Annotated in this window: 30 protein-coding genes and 1 pseudogene; 5 read left to right on the plus strand and 26 right to left on the minus strand. The window is 38.2% G+C overall.

The window, feature by feature from the left end:
* Positions 1–34: 34 nt before the first annotated feature.
* A complete protein-coding gene (locus IGK01_RS11125; RefSeq protein ID WP_161643937.1) occupies positions 35–451 on the minus strand; it encodes an ArpU family phage packaging/lysis transcriptional regulator in 417 nt (138 codons plus the stop codon).
* Positions 452–760: 309 nt separating this feature from the next.
* On the opposite strand from IGK01_RS11125, the gene IGK01_RS11130 reads away from it, so the two are divergent.
* A complete protein-coding gene (locus tag IGK01_RS11130) occupies positions 761–1,012 on the plus strand; it encodes a hypothetical protein (protein ID WP_081367400.1) in 252 nt (83 codons plus the stop codon).
* Positions 1,013–1,382: 370 nt separating this feature from the next.
* On the opposite strand, the gene IGK01_RS11135 is transcribed toward IGK01_RS11130, so the two are convergent.
* From IGK01_RS11135 to IGK01_RS11205, 15 genes and pseudogenes are all read right to left on the minus strand, one after another.
* Positions 1,383–1,790 carry a DUF1642 domain-containing protein gene (locus IGK01_RS11135; protein WP_081367399.1) on the minus strand — a complete coding sequence of 136 codons (408 nt, stop codon included), beginning with the start codon at positions 1,788–1,790 and terminating at the stop codon, positions 1,383–1,385.
* Positions 1,779–2,237: pseudogene (locus tag IGK01_RS11140) on the minus strand (SAM-dependent methyltransferase); the annotation flags it as partial. The gene IGK01_RS11135 and the pseudogene IGK01_RS11140, both read right to left, overlap by 12 nt.
* A gap of 15 nt (positions 2,238–2,252) precedes the next feature.
* Positions 2,253–2,450 carry a hypothetical protein gene (locus IGK01_RS11145; protein WP_438840769.1) on the minus strand — a complete coding sequence of 66 codons (198 nt, stop codon included), beginning with the start codon at positions 2,448–2,450 and terminating at the stop codon, positions 2,253–2,255.
* A gap of 425 nt (positions 2,451–2,875) precedes the next feature.
* Positions 2,876–3,271, minus strand: a complete 396-nt coding sequence (locus IGK01_RS11150) for a YopX family protein (RefSeq protein WP_096081721.1) — start codon at positions 3,269–3,271, stop codon at positions 2,876–2,878.
* Positions 3,268–3,399, minus strand: coding sequence for a hypothetical protein (locus IGK01_RS11155; protein WP_260653152.1), 132 nt, complete (start codon positions 3,397–3,399; stop codon positions 3,268–3,270). Before IGK01_RS11155 ends, IGK01_RS11150 begins: the two co-directional genes overlap by 4 nt.
* Positions 3,400–3,581: 182 nt before the next feature.
* Positions 3,582–3,968: a hypothetical protein gene (locus IGK01_RS11160; RefSeq protein WP_034687964.1), complete on the minus strand. Its 387-nt coding sequence runs from the start codon at positions 3,966–3,968 to the stop codon at positions 3,582–3,584.
* Positions 3,965–4,468: a hypothetical protein gene (locus IGK01_RS11165; protein ID WP_185953858.1), complete on the minus strand. Its 504-nt coding sequence runs from the start codon at positions 4,466–4,468 to the stop codon at positions 3,965–3,967. Before IGK01_RS11165 ends, IGK01_RS11160 begins: the two co-directional genes overlap by 4 nt.
* Positions 4,455–4,775, minus strand: a complete 321-nt coding sequence (locus IGK01_RS11170; RefSeq protein ID WP_023520233.1) for a hypothetical protein — start codon at positions 4,773–4,775, stop codon at positions 4,455–4,457. Before IGK01_RS11170 ends, IGK01_RS11165 begins: the two co-directional genes overlap by 14 nt.
* Complete coding sequence (locus tag IGK01_RS11175) at positions 4,769–4,933, minus strand: hypothetical protein (protein WP_023520234.1); 165 nt, start codon at positions 4,931–4,933, stop codon at positions 4,769–4,771. Before IGK01_RS11175 ends, IGK01_RS11170 begins: the two co-directional genes overlap by 7 nt.
* The gene (locus IGK01_RS11180) at positions 4,923–5,873 is read right to left on the minus strand and encodes a phage replisome organizer N-terminal domain-containing protein (protein ID WP_438840770.1); all 951 of its coding nucleotides are present in this window, start codon (positions 5,871–5,873) and stop codon (positions 4,923–4,925) included. The genes IGK01_RS11175 and IGK01_RS11180 overlap by 11 nt, the downstream gene beginning before the upstream one ends.
* 18 nt (positions 5,874–5,891) lie before the next feature.
* Positions 5,892–6,578, minus strand: a complete 687-nt coding sequence (locus IGK01_RS11185) for a putative HNHc nuclease (protein WP_023520236.1) — start codon at positions 6,576–6,578, stop codon at positions 5,892–5,894.
* 5 nt (positions 6,579–6,583) lie between these two features.
* Positions 6,584–7,318 carry a DUF1071 domain-containing protein gene (locus IGK01_RS11190; RefSeq protein WP_137072783.1) on the minus strand — a complete coding sequence of 245 codons (735 nt, stop codon included), beginning with the start codon at positions 7,316–7,318 and terminating at the stop codon, positions 6,584–6,586.
* On the minus strand, positions 7,311–7,652 hold the full coding sequence (locus IGK01_RS11195; RefSeq protein ID WP_137072225.1) for a hypothetical protein: 342 nt from the start codon (positions 7,650–7,652) through the stop codon (positions 7,311–7,313). Before IGK01_RS11195 ends, IGK01_RS11190 begins: the two co-directional genes overlap by 8 nt.
* A 217-nt stretch (positions 7,653–7,869) precedes the next feature.
* A complete protein-coding gene (locus IGK01_RS11200; protein WP_023520240.1) occupies positions 7,870–7,995 on the minus strand; it encodes a hypothetical protein in 126 nt (41 codons plus the stop codon).
* 138 nt (positions 7,996–8,133) lie between these two features.
* A complete protein-coding gene (locus IGK01_RS11205) occupies positions 8,134–8,322 on the minus strand; it encodes a hypothetical protein (protein ID WP_137072785.1) in 189 nt (62 codons plus the stop codon).
* 188 nt (positions 8,323–8,510) lie between these two features.
* On the opposite strand from IGK01_RS11205, the gene IGK01_RS11210 reads away from it, so the two are divergent.
* The gene (locus IGK01_RS11210; RefSeq protein WP_023520241.1) at positions 8,511–8,780 is read left to right on the plus strand and encodes a hypothetical protein; all 270 of its coding nucleotides are present in this window, start codon (positions 8,511–8,513) and stop codon (positions 8,778–8,780) included.
* On the opposite strand, the gene IGK01_RS11215 is transcribed toward IGK01_RS11210, so the two are convergent.
* From IGK01_RS11215 to IGK01_RS11235, 5 genes are all read right to left on the minus strand, one after another.
* The gene (locus IGK01_RS11215) at positions 8,777–9,175 is read right to left on the minus strand and encodes a hypothetical protein (RefSeq protein WP_096081726.1); all 399 of its coding nucleotides are present in this window, start codon (positions 9,173–9,175) and stop codon (positions 8,777–8,779) included. The genes IGK01_RS11210 and IGK01_RS11215 overlap by 4 nt on opposite strands.
* Before the next feature lie 11 nt (positions 9,176–9,186).
* Positions 9,187–9,963: a phage antirepressor KilAC domain-containing protein gene (locus IGK01_RS11220; RefSeq protein WP_438840771.1), complete on the minus strand. Its 777-nt coding sequence runs from the start codon at positions 9,961–9,963 to the stop codon at positions 9,187–9,189.
* A 17-nt stretch (positions 9,964–9,980) separates the two neighbouring features.
* Positions 9,981–10,289 (minus strand): DUF771 domain-containing protein, encoded by a 309-nt coding sequence (locus IGK01_RS11225; RefSeq protein WP_137072789.1) that lies wholly within the window; start codon positions 10,287–10,289, stop codon positions 9,981–9,983.
* A gap of 3 nt (positions 10,290–10,292) precedes the next feature.
* Positions 10,293–10,496, minus strand: coding sequence for a hypothetical protein (locus tag IGK01_RS11230; protein WP_096081729.1), 204 nt, complete (start codon positions 10,494–10,496; stop codon positions 10,293–10,295).
* A gap of 285 nt (positions 10,497–10,781) precedes the next feature.
* Positions 10,782–10,991, minus strand: coding sequence for a hypothetical protein (locus tag IGK01_RS11235; RefSeq protein WP_137072793.1), 210 nt, complete (start codon positions 10,989–10,991; stop codon positions 10,782–10,784).
* Between the two features lie 305 nt (positions 10,992–11,296).
* Between IGK01_RS11235 and IGK01_RS11240 the strand changes: the two genes are divergently transcribed.
* The 3 genes from IGK01_RS11240 (at position 11,297) to IGK01_RS11250 (ending at position 13,498) form a co-directional block, all read left to right on the plus strand.
* The gene (locus tag IGK01_RS11240) at positions 11,297–11,632 is read left to right on the plus strand and encodes a helix-turn-helix domain-containing protein (protein WP_137072795.1); all 336 of its coding nucleotides are present in this window, start codon (positions 11,297–11,299) and stop codon (positions 11,630–11,632) included.
* 9 nt (positions 11,633–11,641) lie between these two features.
* A complete protein-coding gene (locus IGK01_RS11245; protein WP_096081731.1) occupies positions 11,642–12,046 on the plus strand; it encodes an ImmA/IrrE family metallo-endopeptidase in 405 nt (134 codons plus the stop codon).
* 279 nt (positions 12,047–12,325) lie between these two features.
* Positions 12,326–13,498 carry a tyrosine-type recombinase/integrase gene (locus IGK01_RS11250; RefSeq protein WP_438840772.1) on the plus strand — a complete coding sequence of 391 codons (1,173 nt, stop codon included), beginning with the start codon at positions 12,326–12,328 and terminating at the stop codon, positions 13,496–13,498.
* An 85-nt stretch (positions 13,499–13,583) separates the two neighbouring features.
* Here the strand turns inward: IGK01_RS11250 and sufB are convergent, their stop codons facing one another.
* The 5 genes from sufB to sufC are packed head-to-tail and all read right to left on the minus strand — an operon-like array spanning position 13,584 to position 18,746.
* Positions 13,584–14,975 (minus strand): Fe-S cluster assembly protein SufB, encoded by a 1,392-nt coding sequence (gene sufB / locus IGK01_RS11255; protein ID WP_062804755.1) that lies wholly within the window; start codon positions 14,973–14,975, stop codon positions 13,584–13,586.
* 4 nt (positions 14,976–14,979) lie between these two features.
* A complete protein-coding gene (gene sufU / locus IGK01_RS11260) occupies positions 14,980–15,450 on the minus strand; it encodes a Fe-S cluster assembly sulfur transfer protein SufU (protein ID WP_010734639.1) in 471 nt (156 codons plus the stop codon).
* Positions 15,437–16,672: a cysteine desulfurase gene (locus IGK01_RS11265; RefSeq protein WP_438840773.1), complete on the minus strand. Its 1,236-nt coding sequence runs from the start codon at positions 16,670–16,672 to the stop codon at positions 15,437–15,439. Before IGK01_RS11265 ends, sufU begins: the two co-directional genes overlap by 14 nt.
* Entirely contained in the window at positions 16,669–17,958 is a 1,290-nt protein-coding gene (gene sufD / locus IGK01_RS11270) for a Fe-S cluster assembly protein SufD (RefSeq protein ID WP_438770842.1), read from the minus strand. Before sufD ends, IGK01_RS11265 begins: the two co-directional genes overlap by 4 nt.
* Before the next feature lie 14 nt (positions 17,959–17,972).
* Positions 17,973–18,746 (minus strand): Fe-S cluster assembly ATPase SufC, encoded by a 774-nt coding sequence (gene sufC / locus IGK01_RS11275; RefSeq protein WP_010734636.1) that lies wholly within the window; start codon positions 18,744–18,746, stop codon positions 17,973–17,975.
* Positions 18,747–18,948 lie beyond the last annotated feature (202 nt).

Below are 18,948 nucleotides of genomic sequence, written 5' to 3' on the forward strand. Positions count from 1 at the left end.
AACCTACAATATCCCTACAAAAACCCTACAAAAATTACCGATACTTGATTAATGAACCTTTTTTATATGCTTCGGCAAATTCTATCAATGCATTGGATTTTAGCTTTTCTACGTTTTTCTCTCCATACCCCTGTATTAGTTGACCTATTTCATAATTGGAGTGCTTATTAACATCACAGAAACTATAATAGAGTATTTGACGACTGATAAGACTCAAACTCATCAAGGCTACTAAAATCGCATCTCTTTCTGCTTCTAGGTCCATCATTTGAATAAGCGCATCTTCTGTTTTGTTGCCGTGTTTTGGTGAACTAGGCATGTCAGTTATAATCGGCGACTTAATATCTATCAATGAACGACCTGCCATCCGCTCCAACCGTCGGAAGTTTTTCAACACATCTCTCGCATTACATCTTGTCTGCCTAAAGTCTACATCTCTTAGTAATTGCATTAAGTCAAAGCACTCCTTTTTGTGATATAATAAACTTGTCGGATTTATTAGATCAGTCGGAGCGATCCGGCTTTTTTTATACCTATGATTATGCTAAGCTTTTCAAGTAGCGAGGTTACGCTCGTTACCCATATACATGTTGAGCTGTCTGGCGGAAAACAGATGGCTCACTATTTCAATATTCTGCTAAGGACAGCCAGTGGTCGGCTGTCTTTTTTATATTTTAATGAGAAACTTTACTTATATTTTTATCTTTATAACGAAAAATGCTACTATCTAATGATAATAAACCGTATAGGAGATGGTCGAGTGACTATGTGGAGCATGCTGTTATTTTGGATTCCCGTTTGTATTGGTGTTGTCGCGTTTTGTTACTTTGTCAAACACTCTAGAACAAATAAGCTCCTCATGTTATCTTTTTTACCTATAGTATTTTTTATTGTACAAATTGTTAAACATACCTATATTGAATCGCAAGAAATATTCATTTTTTATGTGGTAGGTTTATTTATCTCTGTGGTCTTTTTCATAATGATACTTTCCTATTTTTATAGAAAATAAATTTTTCTCTTAGAAGTACATTCTTTCGCTGTTTATATAGTCTTCATATCCACTAATCGAGCAACTGCAATATTCGCTTTGCTCTTTGCCAGTCCTCTATAAAATTTGTTACTTTCTCAAATTTCATTGTTGATCCGTCTTTATTCCATATAATTAAGCTTTTAGCGTTTTCCATCTTGACACTCCTATTCCAATTGTTAAAAATTTTTGTGCTACTTGCCTCTAGACAAGTAACTTTTTATTCGTTTGGTTTCTTCATCGAAAAACTTTTGCAACCATTTATTAAGTATTCTTAAATGGAATTTCATTACGAGAAAGGAAACAAAAAAAGAAGTTATTGTAGAGACTAAAATGACTATTATCAATCCCCTCATCCTTCCACCTCTTTCACTGGCACAGCAAATGGCCAGAAGCGTTCGTCATTCCCTTTGATTTCCTTTTCAGTAAAAGTTGGAATATGTGCTTTGTTATTTGTATAATCAGCGTTTCCTTCTTCATCTAAAAAAGTATATTTCCATCCACCTTTATTTTCACTCAATATCACATAATACATCGGCTCTTTCTCGACCTCGTAGCCATCTTTCATGCGAATGAGTGTTTCGATTGGATTTTTTTTCGAATTGGCAAACCATTGATGAAATTCATTACGATATTCTTTGCAAATCTCCATCGCTCTAACACATTCGTAGAATATTGGAATTTCTAAATTATCCTTTGCATCCTCAAACCACTTAGCTACAAACTCAGGCAACACTGGCTTTTGCTGTTCCTCCTTCATAAAAACTAACCAGTGAGTTTGACTCCTTTTATTTCCAAACAAAGGGCTATATGGTTCAACTGCTTTCAACACGTCTTTGAGTTTTACCTGGTTCTCATTCCATTTGAAAATCAATGTTCCACTAGGTTTCAAGACTCGCATACACTCTGACATACCTTGTTTTATATCTTCTGGCCAGTTCTCTTTATCTAACTGTCCGTATTGACCTTTCATAATCGAATTCTGGCCAGCCCATTTTAAATGTGGCGGATCAAATACAACTAAATCGTAAACATTATTTTCAAAAGGCATGTCCCTAAAATCAGCTACAACATCTGGTTTCACATTTATTTTCTTTCCGTGGATCTCGTACTCTTCTTCTCGTATATCCATATACGTTGCAAAACTACAATCTTTATCGAACCAGAACAAACGACTACCACAGCATGCATCTAATATTTTCGGCATTCATTCCACTTCCTTTTAAATGCTTCTCTCTTCTCCGCCTTCTAAATAAATGATCCCAGATTTCTTATTAAGGCTTACGCATCTGATTTCTTGATTAGAACCTCTTTCGTAGCCAGCATCTTGATAACTCTTTTCGTAATAATCCACGGGTGAGACTAAGACTTCCGCTTCTGGGTTAAGTTGTAGAATTGGTATTAATTGTTTTGCTTTCATTTACTGTTCTCCTTCATAAAAACTAACCAATGTGTTTTTGTTCACTTGCTTGAATATATCTGAGTTTCAATCTTATTATTCGTCTCTAAATCTCTAACGTGTTAGCGTTAATTTGTGGGGGATTTAGGGGGTGGCTCATTTGTTTATAACTGCAAAAGTTATCTTTTGGGTGATAGTTATTCTTTTCGTCCTAGTTATTTGTAGATTTGCAAAATGTAATGCTCAATGTTACACAATGTTTCTTTTTGCATGTCCGATTTTTTATTTTATAATTAAAATATTTAACTATGGACTTGATCAATCGTTATCTGTTTTTATTAGATATTTGATTGGCCTATTTCTCGCAGTTGTTACTTTTATCGCATATCTAATCTATCGCTTTAAAAAGTAACAACTAAACCAGTCTTTATGGCTGGTTTCTTAGTCTATTGCTTCAATATTTCACTATTCTCGTACATATTTCCGATGACCCTTACATAAGGCTTTAGCCTAGCTAATAATAAATCTCCGGCACACCATGTTAAGTCGTGTTGATTCCATCCAACTACATAATTGCCTTCGATTTCTATTCCTGCACCACTATCTTCTTTTCTTTGAAATGGATGATTTTCGACCGCTACAATATCCCCAGCAAAAATCTCCACACCGTTCTTATCTTTCAGTCCTGTGGATTGCATGAGTATGGTATCGACTTCAAAGCTGTACCAATCACCTCTACCGTTTTCTATGGATAAATAGCCTATATTATCGCTAAAATCTATTAATTCAACTTCATGCATTGACTTGTTTTTCTTATCCCATGCTCGAAACTTCGGTGTCATTTGCTGTCCTCCATACTCTCAAAAATAACAATAGCCTTTTCTATGCCTTTTCGTTCTTCGCCAGTAGCGCATGCGTATAGATAGCTTCTTAATCGACGAATGGCTGTACTGATCGATATTCGTTTCATTTGCTGTCCCCTTTCTGTAACTTACCATAAATGGAACATCTACGACGAATTGCTTTTACTCTGCGTTCATTTTCGAGCGTAGGTTGTATTTTATATGCTCTTTTTGCACCCTTTAGCTAATTTCGAGCACCTCTTAATGCATCTGAATATAATTCTTTTGGTGCATCCATTTATTGTCCCTCCTACTTATTTTCTGTCATGGTGAAAGGTACAATGCTCTCAGGCATATAGTTGACTTCATATTTGTATTGGTTCACTTCAGCGCCAGCGAGATCTTCTATCACGTACATATTGAACTGCGTCATATTGATTAAATGCTTTTTGTAAACTCCTTCTTCCGTTTCGACTAGTATCTCAAGCTTTTCAGAATTACTAGTGTTTACCGAGATTCTTCCAATAACCTCAAATTCTACTGTGTTAGATAATGTGTTCATAACAGCGACACGACGAATTACATTGAAGTTATCTGCTTCTTGGCTTACGTTATGAGACACTTTCGTAGCTTGACGACATGCCGATAAACTAAAAACCATACCTATAGTCACAATTAACATTATTAGTTTTTTCATTTTTCTTCCTCCAAGTATTTGAATGTTCGTTTCTTAACGTCTGTCGTTTCCCTTTTTGCATACGTATATATCGTGCTTGGCTTCAATCCTAGCTCCCGACCGATATCTTCACATAATCCCTGAACTAAGATTTTTCCATCGTGATATACGGCGATTCTTTTCCTTTTTTGATTTCTTTTTATATACTGATTTTTTTCTTTATCTGGAATATTTTGTTCACGCCACTTGGCCCAAACCGAACCACCAACGCCAAGTGCTTCTTTAATGGCTTTGACAGTGTAACCAGTTTTTCGTAGTCTCTTATAATCTTCATAGGTGAATGTTTCAAAATTCATCTTTTGCAAAGGGTGTGAGTCGTCCATCGTGTCATAGTCAATGAAACCTCGTATCACCTGAACCTTCTTAAGCTCTTCGTCTGTTAGATCCTCAACGGATCGACCTCTCATTATCTGCATCATCTTTTTTCGATATAAACGTTTTTCTTGCTTAGATAAACTCATTTGATCCTCCTTCGATTGTGCATACCTCTTCAAACTGTCTGGTAATACGCTCAAGCGCCTTTTTATACTCGATAATACTTTTTATCACGTGACCTTCTCTCAGCACGTAGTCACGCTGTATGGCTCTTAAACACATAGTCAGTGTTTGATAGTAACCAATAAAGGAAGTCGATTCTTCCTGCTCGCCTTTAGCATTTTCGGTATATTGGATCTTTCCATACTCATCACGTACGGCACGTGAGAGAACGATATTTTTGCAATCACTTGTAATTGCGATCCGATAGTCCTCTATTCGCATGTCTAACATTCATCCTGTGCCTCCTTTAATATTTTTAGTACATGTGCTAGTGCGCTCTCACGTCCTGTATGAAACGCGTTGAGCCATTCATCGTCATAAGCTAAACTTCGTCTTAACTCTTCGACACGCATCATTTCAAGTTGTGCAATAAATTGGTTAACAGTCATCTTCTTTCTCCTCTTGAGCTTTCTGTGCCAAATATGCTTCGAAACGTGCATTGATTTCTTCTTTTTGTTGTGGATCAAGTTCTTTTTCTTCTTGCGATTTATTTGCCCATTCTGGCAATTTCTCACGACGGACATTTTTTTGATAATTCCGACTTATAGACTTTACTTGCTGACTTTTTCGCATTTCTTCTTCTCCCTCAATGGCAGATTTACTAAATAGTCGTTTATTAAAACGATTCTTAAGGATTCCTTCTAGATAATTCCATCGACGATTATTATTTTCAATTGCTGTATTTACACCATGGATCATCCAAGCATCTGCTTGCTCAATGGTTAGGCCTGCTTCTTCCAAGTCTTTTAACCAAAAATTGATATTATCCCCCATAGTATTCCCATAAGGACTACCAAACCCATTTTTTTCAATATACGAATATATTTGAATCGAATACTGTTTTAATTCAGGAGCATCTTGTTTTTCTTTGTCTTTCTCTAACTCTTTCTCTAACTCTTTCTCTAACTCTGGGCGACCTTTTCCAGACAACTTCTGGACATTGTCCTCCCTTGCTCTTTGAACTCGTTTTTGTCTTGCATATTCTGTTTCTGAACCTACTAATTCGCTTAGTTGGTTGAGATATATCTCTCCACTATCTAATATTTTTATTAATCCAATTTTATTGAATAGATCCATAGCGACTTTCACTGTGTCTGCATTTGAACTTGTCAATCTTGCCAAGGATTCAGGATCGTAGGGAATCATTAAATTTCCTACATTTCTAACTAATAGACCTTCTGTTTTTAAAGATTTGAGACAGAGTTTTAGATAAAACAAGCAATATTCCTTACCGTTAGGTTGTTCTTCTAACCATTCGATAGTATCTTCTTCAAAAAAATCTTCTTTTAATTTGAGCCAGTAATAACGTTTCTTTTGTTTGTCTGACAATTCAATACCACCTTTTTCTTATCCGCCGATATTCAATTTCTTGATTGTTTCTTGATTCAACTTAATCCCTTTGATTTGATACTTGTTCTTAAAATTAGTGACACCGATTTGATGTTTTTCTGTGTGGTGTATTCTGCAAAGTCCTGCGTAAGTGTATTCTGAATGATCAATTTTCTTACGTTTTTGTCTACCCAACGCTTTATCGAAATGATCAATGTCAGCTCCTGTTCTTCCACAGATACAACAGACTCTTTTCGTAATACACTTGTAGAAGTAGTATTCTTGATTCGCTGGTAAGATTTCATATCCTTCTTTAAAAGGAATATGATGTTCAAAGATGAAATCTAAGATGATATTTGCTAGGATGTTTACATCGCTCACAGTTGTATTCGATTCGTCTTTGAGGCTTATTTTCCGCCCTGTGACACCTTCAAAACGAAAGTAGAAGAATTCCTTCCAGAAATCTGTTGGCGTGCCTGTATCGATGAATATATCCCCTATGAGCGCATAAATGAAGTTTCTTTGCTGGGCTGTGAAGCGACGTGGATCGATAAAACGCACTTCAATGATCCGATCACCTTCATAGCCTTCGTACATTGTTCTTAAACGTTCGATGTTTACTTCTTCGTTGATTGTTGCGCCAATGTAGTTGCCCCTAAAATTCTTTAGTACTGCAGAATATGAATCGATTAATGGTTTGAACACTCATATCACTTCTCTTTTACTTCTTCTTTGTATTGGTCTTCTAACCAGTTAACACCTCGTTTCAGAACACCTAGATCACGTTTAGTCCATTTGCTATCATCCGCTGTAATAGAAGCCGCATCAGTCAACGCAACAATTGCTTCATCAATTGTTTTTTCATACTTATTAGCAATAAGCTGTAAAGCATCCAAAAATAGTTTTTTACTTCGCTGACTCGCAGTTTCTAGCATTGAAACATCCTCTGGCATATCTTCACCGGCAAAGATATATAAACCAAGACCGAACATTGCGAGGTTTTTTACTAGACAACGCATGATTGTCTTGTTGATATCGAACATAGTTGCCGCTTCAACTCTCTTTTTAACTTTTCCAACAATTTCTTTTTTCTTCGTTTCGTTATTCCATTGATAGTCATTAACTTCATAGGTGTACGGCTCATCTTTCATTGCCTTGTTTGCTCCGTCCATCACTGGCAGCCACATATCACGCTTTACTCCAGTGACTGTGATACTGGTAAAGACCATGTACCCTGTTTTCTCATCAAAAAGATAAGGGCGATTTGTTTCTGGATCACGATAGATTTCGTAGTCTACCTCTTCACAGATCTTACTGACTTCTGCCCACGCCCATGCCCAAGATAGATAAGTCAGTTTATTTCTTTTTTCGACCACATCATTGACGGTTATCTTGTATAGGCTATTGAATAATTTGTTATCGGTGCGTTGCGTTCCTTCACTCATCGAATTCTTCCTCCATTTCAGCAATGTATTTTTTCCCTTGTCCGTAGTATGAGATATCGATCAAATTTCCCCTCTCGTACTCTTCAAGCGCATCAATCAAGCCATCTTCGATGACGTAGATATATTCTGGTTTATTTGAATGTTTTGATAGATGGATAAGATAGACATGGTCATAGATACTCACAAAATTCCCCAGATCATCTTGATCACATGCTAGTTCTTCATCCGTCAAAAGATTTCGTCTAATTTTTCGGTTATTTGTTCCTTTAATATTCATTTTTCCCCAATCAGGGTCAGTCAAATATTGATCTAGAGTGGAAAGTTCTTTTTCCATGTGTTAACATCTCCTTAGATGTGTTTTCTTTAGTGACTCTATGCTTGCAGGCGGAGTCACTTTTTTTGTATTTTTTCTCCACACTTTGAACAATACGGTCCATCCCATGGATGACACTGTTGTAGTAACTTATTGTTAAAACGTAATGTATAGCGACAATCCGGACAATAAAAAACATGTCTGTAAAATAGATACTCTTTTATTTTTTGTCTTAATTTCATTTAATTTCCTGCCATTTCTTTTGTTTATTGATCACCTGTTGACTTAAGAAAGTTGACTTATTGTCACGCCACCATCTATCAGCAATCACCTTTCCTTTTTTCAAAGCTTCTTTTCGTTTCATATGTTCTCCTTTCCTTGGAATCTAATAGGTTCATCAAAACCATTAAACTTGCGAAAATACTCCCTCCCACTACGCTGTAGTGCGCTACTAGTACGAGTAAACCTAAAATGACTCCGATAAAAAGCGTGTCTGTCTTTTTCATAGTCTTATCTCCCTATTTTTAATTTCTAACTTGCGTAAATCTTCAAGCTCATTCGCAATCAGCTCTGCTTGTCTATCTGAAAGCTCATCGGCTTTTCTGAGTGCTGCACGATCATCCTGTAATTCTTTTCTACGTAGCCTTATAAGATTGATAATTTGGTGTTCTTGTTGTACTGTGTATGCCATCAAATTACCTCCTATATATCCGTATTCAGTGTCGAAAATTCGCAATTCTATCTACGACATCAAATTTGATTCCTCCTCATCCCTGCTTGTGCAGGTTCTCGTTATTGTTGTGCCTATGAGATTCTTCTTTTTGGTATAATTTAATTATCAGCACTGCAATGCTGAAATAATCGAAAGGAGAATACTAATTGAAAAAATATATAATAAGCTTTCGTTATCTTGAAGTCGCTGACCCAGAGCTAGCTATCAAGATTCGCGCAAAGATTGAGTCTTTGTCACCCGATACATGGATTCACGTTTTGGAAAATCAATTGTTAGTTCAATCTGAAAAAAATATTGAAGAAATATACTCGTATCTATCATCAGAGCTAAAAAATGTACGACTTTCAATTGCACAATTTGATAAGATTTTCATAAACGATGGTTTTATGAGTGAACTTGAATCCCGTAACTACTAGAATCTCGCTCGCCTAACATAATCTTCGTACAGAGCGATGTATTCTTTTTTTGAAATTGGCGGCCTTTCAAAAGTCATTCCTGAAAAAATAGATGACTGTTCATCAGAATCTGTTACTTTTTCAACATTCAATTCATGATGCTCCTTACTTCCTCTAATAGTAGGGAGCGTTTTTACTATTTCTTCTGCAAACTCTAGCTTTTCAACTAATTCCTTTGCATCTTTCAATTGCTCTATGGTTAATTGGATTTTTTCACTAGTTAGGCAAACAACAGCATCATCCTCGTTTATGACAGTTGAACCCAAATCTCTTGCAGCATTTAGAAACATCTCAGCGCCTTCCATCATCGTTTCCCACACTTGCCATTTTTTCTCTAATTTTTTATTGATTTTCATTCTGTTACCTCCTATGCGAGTTGTTTTTGTTCGATTAAAGGAAGTATTCCGTTATCCTTCAAAAGTTGATAGATAAAAATATGACCTTGTTGTGTCCACTTAGTACTAGGTTTCAAATTCTCGCTACCTTGTACTGGGATCATATCGGTATGTGTGTAGCCCTTGTCTTGGTGTTTGCGATAAAGTAACCAAGCATTACCTTGACGGTACTGAACACCTAAATCATGCAATAGATTGTTCATCTTGGTTGCGCTCATGCCGTAATTTTTAGCTATGATACTGATTGTCATAAGGCTTTTGTTTTTTAAAATGTTGTCATAGTACTCCGCTTTGGGTTGTAACTCATTTACCCGTTGTTCAGCGACTAATCGTAAAGCACGTTCCTCTTTAAGTTTGGTTGCTACTCCGATAAGTAAATCTGGGTTATTTAGCAACTCATCTGTTGCATAAATACCGTGTTTACGGATTGCTGGTAGGACTTCGCTTGTCACCCAGCGTTTGAACTTTTTTGCTGACGGCAAGTTGCTACCAAAAATCAAATCATAAACTCCACTTTCGTTTATTAAAGTTGGATACTGGTTCCTTCCTAATTTATCTTTAAAAGATGGGGTGGTGTTTTGGCACCCTATGATTTTGTCTTCATTTTCAACGTGTTGTTTTAAAGCGTTATTCGAATCTTTAAACCCTAACGCTGTTGCAACATCTTTCCCTACAAAATATGGTTCATCATTTGCTAAAACCGTTCGAACCTCGTTTTGTTCGAAATTAAAAATTTGTGGTTGATTCATTGTGTTGCCTCCATTCTCTAATACTCTGGTAAATCATCAAATAATCGTTTTAAAAACGGGCGGATATTCTCGGCATCGAAAAGCCATTTACCATCTGTGTCTTTTTTAGCTAACTTGTTTTTCCGAACATATGGGTCATCGACGATGTACTCCATTATCCATGCTCGTTTACGACGAGTAATTTTTTCCATGTCAGCAATAGTTAAAAACTGTGGTCGTAGATAATGCTCAAACAGTTCTCTAAGGTATGCGTCTGCATATTCTTTCCAGTACGCGTCATCAACCTGAATATCCACCGTCACTGACTGTCTTTGTTGCTGAAACATAGATTACGCCCCCTTTACTATTGCAATCTGTAAATCGTTGGCGATTGTACGTTTGTATGCCTGGGCTTTAGGACCTTTTTGAACACCTTCTACAATTTGCTTGGCGTATGTCGGTGAAGTTCCGATTAATTCTCCTAGGTATTTCCAGGTTTTATCTTGACGTTTCATTTGAATCAGGACCATTTCATGAAAATCTTCAATGACCATAACGTCACCTTCTTTCTTATTTTTCTTAAACGTGTTTAATAATTTTGATATAATTCTCATATCAGCGAGTGGTCCGCTGAAATAATTGATAAGGTGGTGATTTACGTGAAGAATGTTTACGCTAATTTACTTGGCGAATGGCAAAATCTGTCAGCAGATCCTAACTGCGTCATCGGAACTAATCATTCAGATCCCAACACTTGGTGGAGAGAAGAGGGACATGAACTATTCAATTATGACTACATTAATTTGCATTTTCGTGGCCAAGACTTCCGCATTCACCCGTCATTCATTCAAATTGTCACTGACAAGAATTGATTGCAGGTGATTAGCAGTTCTGTTCAAATCAAGGTCTCTGAATGTTAAATTTTCTTCATATTCATGGACCTTGTTTTTCAACGTATTGCTCACAACATCTGAAACCAATTCCCATTCCGCCAACGTCATCTCCTCGCCTTCATGCAGGATTGTATTTATATTTTCTTTAGTAACCATCTTTCTCACCTCATTTCTCATATAGTTAAACTAGAAATATAGCTAGAAATTAAACTAATTATTGACATTTTTAAACTATAGTGTAAAATAAAACCATAGCTAAATAAGACTGAAAAAAGCCTATAAATCAGTATTTCTAAGTTTACCGACCTCGAAATTTTTTGATTTTTATTGGTGCTATTTAGTTTTGTTTCTAGCTAAATAACTAGCTTATGAATACAGTATATTAGACTATAGATTAATTGTCAAATTATTTTTAATCAAAAGTTTAATTTTATGTGTTCTCTATTGAGGAGAATCTTGAGATGACGGTATTTGATAGAGTAAAAAAACTAGCTGACAAACAAGGAATTTCTATAAATACTTTAGAAGAACGAACTGGATTCAGCAAAAATTACTTGTACTCTTGGAAGAAAAAAGTACCTAGTGGCAATAATCTAAAAATTATCGCTGACTACTTCGGCGTAACAACTGACTATCTACTAGGACGCACAGACAACCCTAATCCAATACAGGAACGTGTGCCTGACGATTTAGACAAGATGCTCGACAACGCTATGACTTTTGGTGGTAAACCACTGACCGATATAGACAGAGCGGCAATTCGCGCTTATATAGAAGGTAGACAAAGTTCGAAGTGAGGTGAGTGTATGCAGTTATTAGAAACGGTACTTAATGAATGTGGCGTAGGTATTGCTTATGTTGAAATGGAATCAGATGGCTGCTATATCGAAGAAGAGCATATTATCTTCGTTAACTGCAGCCTCTCGCAAGAAGACAGAAGAAAAACAATTTATCATGAAATAAAGCATGTTGTAGATCACAAAGAATTTATTGAGCTCTACAAGATATTTTATTTCAGAACTAAAATGGAATATGAAGCTGATCGCTTTATGATTGAGAATTTACTCTACGATTTTTTATCTGAATGTCATATCGATCCATATCAAATAAACATTTTTTCATTTATGGACTACTATGAACTAGATTACAATTGCGAATCTACTATCAGAAATCTTATTTTAGAAATGGTAAGAAACGAAGTTGCAGTTTAATTATTATTTTTTTGCCTGGAAAACGAACATACATTCTTGAAAAGGGATTCATTATGTCCGAAAAAAATTTGACTATACCAAACGGTTTTTTACTACAGAATGAAGCAAAATTTAATATTGACATGGATAACTACTTAAATTTAATACTAACAAATGATGTTTTGTCTCAAATAGAAATATCCGAAGGAGATATTGCGTTAGTAAAAAAACAACAGGCTTTCAAGATAGAGAGTTAGCCGTGTTAGAGTCCTAGAATGTCTAAGAAAGGTGTTGATTATCATGGCTAGTATCAAGCAACAAGAAAACGGAAAGTGGCGTTTTCGTATTCGATATAAAGATAACGGAAAATTTAGAGAAGTTTCGAAAAGTGGGTTTAGAACAAAGAGAGATGCACAAGCTGCGGCAAATGAACTTGAAAGACAATATAATAACGGTGTTCAGATTGGAGCTAATAACATATTAATGGCCGACTATTTGGAGGATTGGCTCGAAGTTTACAAAAAACCAAATATCAAACAATCAACTTATCTTAGGTTAGAACGTTCCATAAGACTTCATATATTACCTACGTTTGGAATGATGAGTTTAAAGGAAATAACCCGTACAGATATTGTTAAGTGGGTAAATGACCTAGATACCACAAAGCAACAAACAAGAAACACAATTCGATCAAATCTAAATGTGTTACACGATGCATTAGAGACTGCAGTATATGAACTCAACTATCTTGAAAAAAATGTTGCTAAAAAAATAAAACTCCCAACCGCTAAAGAAGAACAGAAATTGAAATTCTATTCTAAAAATGAGCTTGCTCAAATGTTAGAATACTTATCCTCTTATAAATTAGGTAAATACGCTCATTCCATTCAATATTACGTCTTATTCTACCTGTTAGCGAGTACTGGTCTCCGATTAGGCGAAGCTTTAGCGTTAGAGTGGTTAGATATTGACGGAGATAAATTAACAGTAAACAAATCACTATCTTACGATGATCATAACAATTCAATAATTACGCCACCTAAATCAAAAACAAGTATTCGTACGATCAAAATTGATGATCGTCTTGTTCATCTGCTAAAGAAACATAAAATAAACAAGAGTGAATGTATTTTGAGGTATCGATCGTACGATAGCCCAATAAATGAATCTATGGTATTTTCTAACGAAAACGGCAACTATTTGCGCCATTCAGTTGTTAGAGAATTTTTCTATAAAACATGTGAACGTGCGAATGTCCCTGTACTTTCCCCTCATGCTTTGCGGCATAGCCATGCAGTTCATTTACTAGAATCTGGGGCAAACATAAAGTATGTCAGTACTCGACTTGGGCACAGCACTATAAGTGTGACTGCTGACATTTATATGCACATTACAGAAAAAATCGAAGATGATTCTTTAAAACTCTACCAAAACTATATGAACGAAAAAGGAGCACTCAAAGAGCACTCCTAAATTTTTTTATTATTTTTGTGGCAAATTTGTGGCAAATGTCAATCACTCACCCCATGAAAAGCTTGAAATCATTGGTAATTTAACCTTAACCAACGCTGCCTTCCATCTCATAACTAATCAACCGGTTCAACTCTACCGCATATTCCATCGGTAGTTCTTTTGTGAATGGTTCGACGAAGCCCATGACGATCATTTCTGTGGCTTCGGATTCGGTCAAGCCGCGGCTCATGAGGTAGTAGAGTTGTTCTTCTGAGATTTTGGAGACTTTTGCTTCGTGTTCCAACGAGACTTGGCTGTTGTGGATCTCGTTGAATGGGATGGTATCAGATTTGGACCATTCGTCCATGATGATGGTATCACATTCAATATGAGAGATCGAGCCGGCACTGTCTTTTGCAAAGGTGACTTGGCCTCGGTAGTTTACTTCGCCGCCGTCTTTTGAAATTGATTTTGAGACGATCGAGCTTGAAGTGTTTGGTGCGTTGTGGATCATTTTTGCGCCTGTGTCTTGGATTTGGTTGGCTCCGGCAAATGCAATGGATAGCATGGTGCCTCGTGCGCCTCGTCCGTCTAAGTAGACACTTGGGTATTTCATGGTTGTTTTGGCTCCTAAGTTGCCGTCAATCCATTCAACAGTTGCGCCTTCGTAGGCTTTTGCTCGTTTGGTTACGAGGTTATAGACGTTGTCTGACCAGTTTTGAATCGTTGTATAGCGGCAGTAGCCGTCTTTACGGGTAAAGATTTCCACGATAGCTGCGTGTAGGCTGTTGCTTGAATAAGTCGGTGCCGTACAGCCTTCGACATAGTGGATGCTGGCGCCTTCGTCCACGATGATCAACGTACGTTCGAATTGGCCGGTGTTTTCGGCGTTGATTCGGAAGTAGGTTTGTAATGGAACATCGACTTTGACGCCTTTTGGTACATAGATAAACGTCCCCCCAGACCAAACGGCTGAGTTTAGTGCGGCTAGTTTATTATCTGTTGGTGGCACGAGTTTTGAAAAGTATTCTTTGAATAGTTCAGGATACTCTTTCAATGCAGAATCTGTGTCGGTAAAGACGATGCCGAGTTTTTCGAATTCGTCTTTCATATTGTGGTATACGACTTCTGATTCGTATTGGGCTGAAGCGCCGGCTAAATAAGCACGTTCGGCTTCTGGAATACCAATTCGTTCAAAGGTTTCTTTGATTTTTTCTGGTACGTCATCCCAATCGCGAGCAGGTCGGTCACTTGGTTTTTGGTAATATTTGATGGCATTGAAATCAATGTCAGATAAGTCTGGTCCCCAGTCTTGCATGGGCATTTTGTTGAATGCTTCCAGAGATTTCAAACGGAACTCCAACATCCATTCTGGTTCTTCTTTGATCCGTGACATTTCTCGAACGACTTCTTCGGTCAAGCCTTCTCCTGTACTAAAAACGGGTTCCACATCGTCGTGGAAGCCAAATTTATATTCTTCTAATTCTGGTACGCCCATTTGCTCACTCCTTTTCCTTGTGCTCATGATGGACGGTTGCAGTACCGTCTTCTTCCATTGCTTTGCCTAGTGCTTTCCAGGCAAGTGTTGCGCATTTGATACGCGCGGGGAATTTTGCGACACCACTTAACATGGCAGCGTCCCCTAGTGATTCAAGCTCTGCGACTTCTTTTCCTTGGACCAGTAGTAAAAAGTCGTCCGTCAATTGCTCTGCTTCTGCAATTGTTTTGCCGATGACCGCATCGGTCATCATTGAGGCACTGGCTGTGCTGATGGAGCAACCACTACCGTCAAAGGCGATATTATTGATTTTGCCGTCTTTGATCTCGACTTGTAATTCAATGACATCCCCACAGGTGGGATTGTTCATTTCAATCTTATTCGTTGATTCCGTCAACGTGCCACGATGATGTGGATGGGATGAATGGTCCAAGATCACGTGACGGTAAAGATTGTCTAATTTAGATAGGGCCATGTTGGAAAAACTCCTTTGTTGCGAGAATTGCTTGGACGAAACGATCGGCATCTGCTTTTGTGTTATAAATGTAAAAGCTGGCACGAGCTGTCGCTGCAACCCCTAGATACTTCAATAATGGTTGGGCACAATGATGACCGGCACGAACGGCGACGCCTTCCATATCAAGGGCTGTCGCTACATCATGGGGATGTAGATTCTCTAAATTAAAGGAAATCACGCCTGTACGATGCGCAGGGTCTTTTGGTCCATAGATCGTCAAGCCTTCGATTGCTTGCAGTTTTGGTAAGACATAACCAACAAGTTCTTCTTCATATTGATGAATGCCTGCTAGACCAATCGATTCAAGATAATCGATGGCAGCGCCAAGTGCGATCACACCGGCGATGTTTGGTGTGCCTGCTTCAAATTTCCAGGGAAGTTCTTTCCATGTGCTGTCTTGTAGGCCAACAAAGTCGATCATTTCTCCACCGAATTCAACGGGTTCCATTTGTTCCAACCATTTCCGTTTTCCATATAATACACCTGTTCCGGTCGTTGCGCACATCTTATGTCCGCTAAAGGCAAAGAAGTCACAGTCTAAAGATTGGACATCGATTTTGATGTGTGGGGCAGATTGTGCACCGTCCACTACCAAAATTCCGCCTTTTTCATGAACGATCGTCGCCAACTCTTGGATCGGATTGATGACACCTAATACATTAGAGGCATGGGCGACCGACACGATCTTGGTTTTTTCTGTAATGTTCGAAGTGGCATGTTCTAGATCAAGAAAGCCTTCTTCGGTCAATTCGATGTATTTCAAAGTAGCGCCAGTTCGTTTTGCCAACTGTTGCCAAGGGATGATGTTGGAATGATGCTCCATGTAAGAGATCACGATTTCATCACCGGCTTTGACAAAGGCATCGCCATAGCTTTGTGCTACCCAATTCAAGCTTGTGGTCGTTCCACGAGTGAAAAGGATCTCGGCGGTCTCTTGAGCATTTAAAAAACGACGAACTTTTTCTCTGACAGCTTCATAATCATGGGTTGCTCGCTCAGCTAATGTATGCACACCTCGATGGACGTTGGCATTGTTTGCGGAATAATAATGCGTCATAGTCGCTAACACTTGTTTGGGTTTTTGCGTAGTCGCTGCATTGTCTAAATACACCAGGGGTTCGTCATTGACTTCCTGAAATAAGATCGGGAAATCTTGACGGATACGTTCTGGAGAAATCATACATTTAACTTCCCTTCAATAACTGCCACTAGTTCTTTGCGCACCGCTTCAACTGGGATCGCAGTTAAGACAGACCCTAAGAAGCCACGAATGACTAAACGTTCTGCTTCTTCTTTTCTTAAGCCTCGACTCATCAAATAATACATTTCTTCCGGATCGACACGTCCAACACTTGCGGCATGTCCTGCTGTAACTTCGTGTTCATCGATCAAGAGGATCGGATTGGCATCGCCTCTGGCTTTATCTGAAAGCATCAAGACACGGCTTTCTTGTTGGGCATCGGCACCTTTGGCTTTTTTCAAGATGTGTCCAATACCGTTGAATGTCAACGTACCACGTTCGCGGATCACACCATGTTGCAAGATATGTCCAATCGTATGTGGGGCTTTATTTGTCACCCGGGTATCGATTCCTTGCGTTTGTTTTCCTGAACTGATTGCCACGATCTTGACTTCCGCATGTCCGCCTTCACCGACAAGATCTGAATCAAAATCAGCGACGATATTCCCATCGTTCATCACTCCGATTGCCCAGTCCACAAAAGCATCCCGTAAGATATGTCCACGACGGTTCATATATGCTGTGACATTTTCGCCTAATTGATCGACTGCTGCATATTTGACTTTGGCACCGGCTTTGGCGATGACTTCAACAATGATATTCCCAGAGACTTTTTGTAATTCTTCTCCAGTTGTGTGGAATCGTTCCAAGTAAGAGAATTCACTGTGTTCATCTGCGACGATCAAGACGTGTTTAAAGAAGTGTTGCGAAAATGCGCCTTCTTGAATAAACAGGGATTCGATCGGTTCTTTAATGACTACGTTTTTTGGTACATATAAGAACAAGCCACTATTCATGAATGCCGCATGAAGCGCAGTCAATTGGTCTTCGTCCATTTCAACCGCTTTCGTCATGTAATATTCTTGGACTAATTCAGGGTATTCTTGCATTGCCGTAAATAGATCTGTAAAGATCACTCCTTGTTCTGCAAGGTCTGCGGATAATTGCTCAAAGACAGTCAAGGTACCTTGTTGCACGACTAATGGATTGTCTTTCATCGCATCAAATGCCGCAACATTTCCAGATTCAGGTGTCTGATCATTCAACTCATTGATTGAAAACAATGGCCAACGGTGGAATTTCACACGTTCGATATGGGGCAATGGTAGTTCATCTGCTTTTTTCAGCGCCTCTTGACGAAGCGTCGTCATCCATTCCGGTTCACCTTTACTGAATGAAAAATCTGTAACAGCGTCAAGATGATCGAGCCATTTAATGTCTTTCATAGATGTGCTCCTCCTTACGCTTCTTCTTCTTTGTAGTCGATTCCTAATTCTTTACTGATGCCAGCATATCCTTCGGCTTCTAGGCGTTTTGCTAGATCTGCACTACCAGTCATCACGACACGACCTTCCATCATGATGTGGACGACGTCAGGTGTGATGTAGTTTAACAAGCGTTGGTAATGAGTGATGATCAAGGCACCAAAGCTGTCGCCACGCATTTCGTTCACGCCTTTTGCCACGACTTTCAGTGCATCGATATCTAAACCAGAATCGATTTCATCTAAAATCGCAAACGTTGGTTCTAACATCAAGAGTTGTAAGATCTCGTTACGTTTTTTCTCTCCACCAGAAAAGCCTTCGTTCAAATAACGTTCAGCCATTTCTTCTGGCATGTTCAAAAGTGCCATCTTTTCATCTAACTTTTTCAAGAATGACATGACAGAAATCTTGTCATCTTCCGGACGTGTCGCATTGATCGCTGCACGCATAAATTCGGCATTTGTGATTCCTGGAATCTCACTTGGGTATTGCATGGCTAAAAACAGACCTAAACGTGCACGTTCATCTACTTCTAGCTCTAACACATTTTGCCCATCAAAAAGGATTTCTCCTTCAGTTACTTCGTAATTCGGATTTCCCATAATTGCAGCAGACAAGGTCGATTTACCTGTTCCGTTTGGTCCCATGATGGCATGGATTTCCCCTGTTTTCATTGTTAAATTCACGCCTTTAAGGATTTTCTTGTCCTCAATCGACACATGTAGGTTTTTTATTTCTAAGACAGACATGTAGTTCCCCTCCATATTCTGATTCGTTCTCACTTATTTTAGACTAATTGAGAATGAAGCGCAACGCCCCGACCAGTTAAAAATGTCATAATTTTGATTTATTGCAAATAAAACATCATTTTCAATTGATAATCTTTATAAACTGAATAAAATAGTTTTGTTCGTTTTTTCTCAAAAAAAGTCTAGGAATCATTCCCAGACT

Source organism: Enterococcus sp. AZ080 (assembly GCF_051714945.1).
In the GTDB taxonomy this organism is placed as follows: domain Bacteria; phylum Bacillota; class Bacilli; order Lactobacillales; family Enterococcaceae; genus Enterococcus_B; species Enterococcus_B pernyi.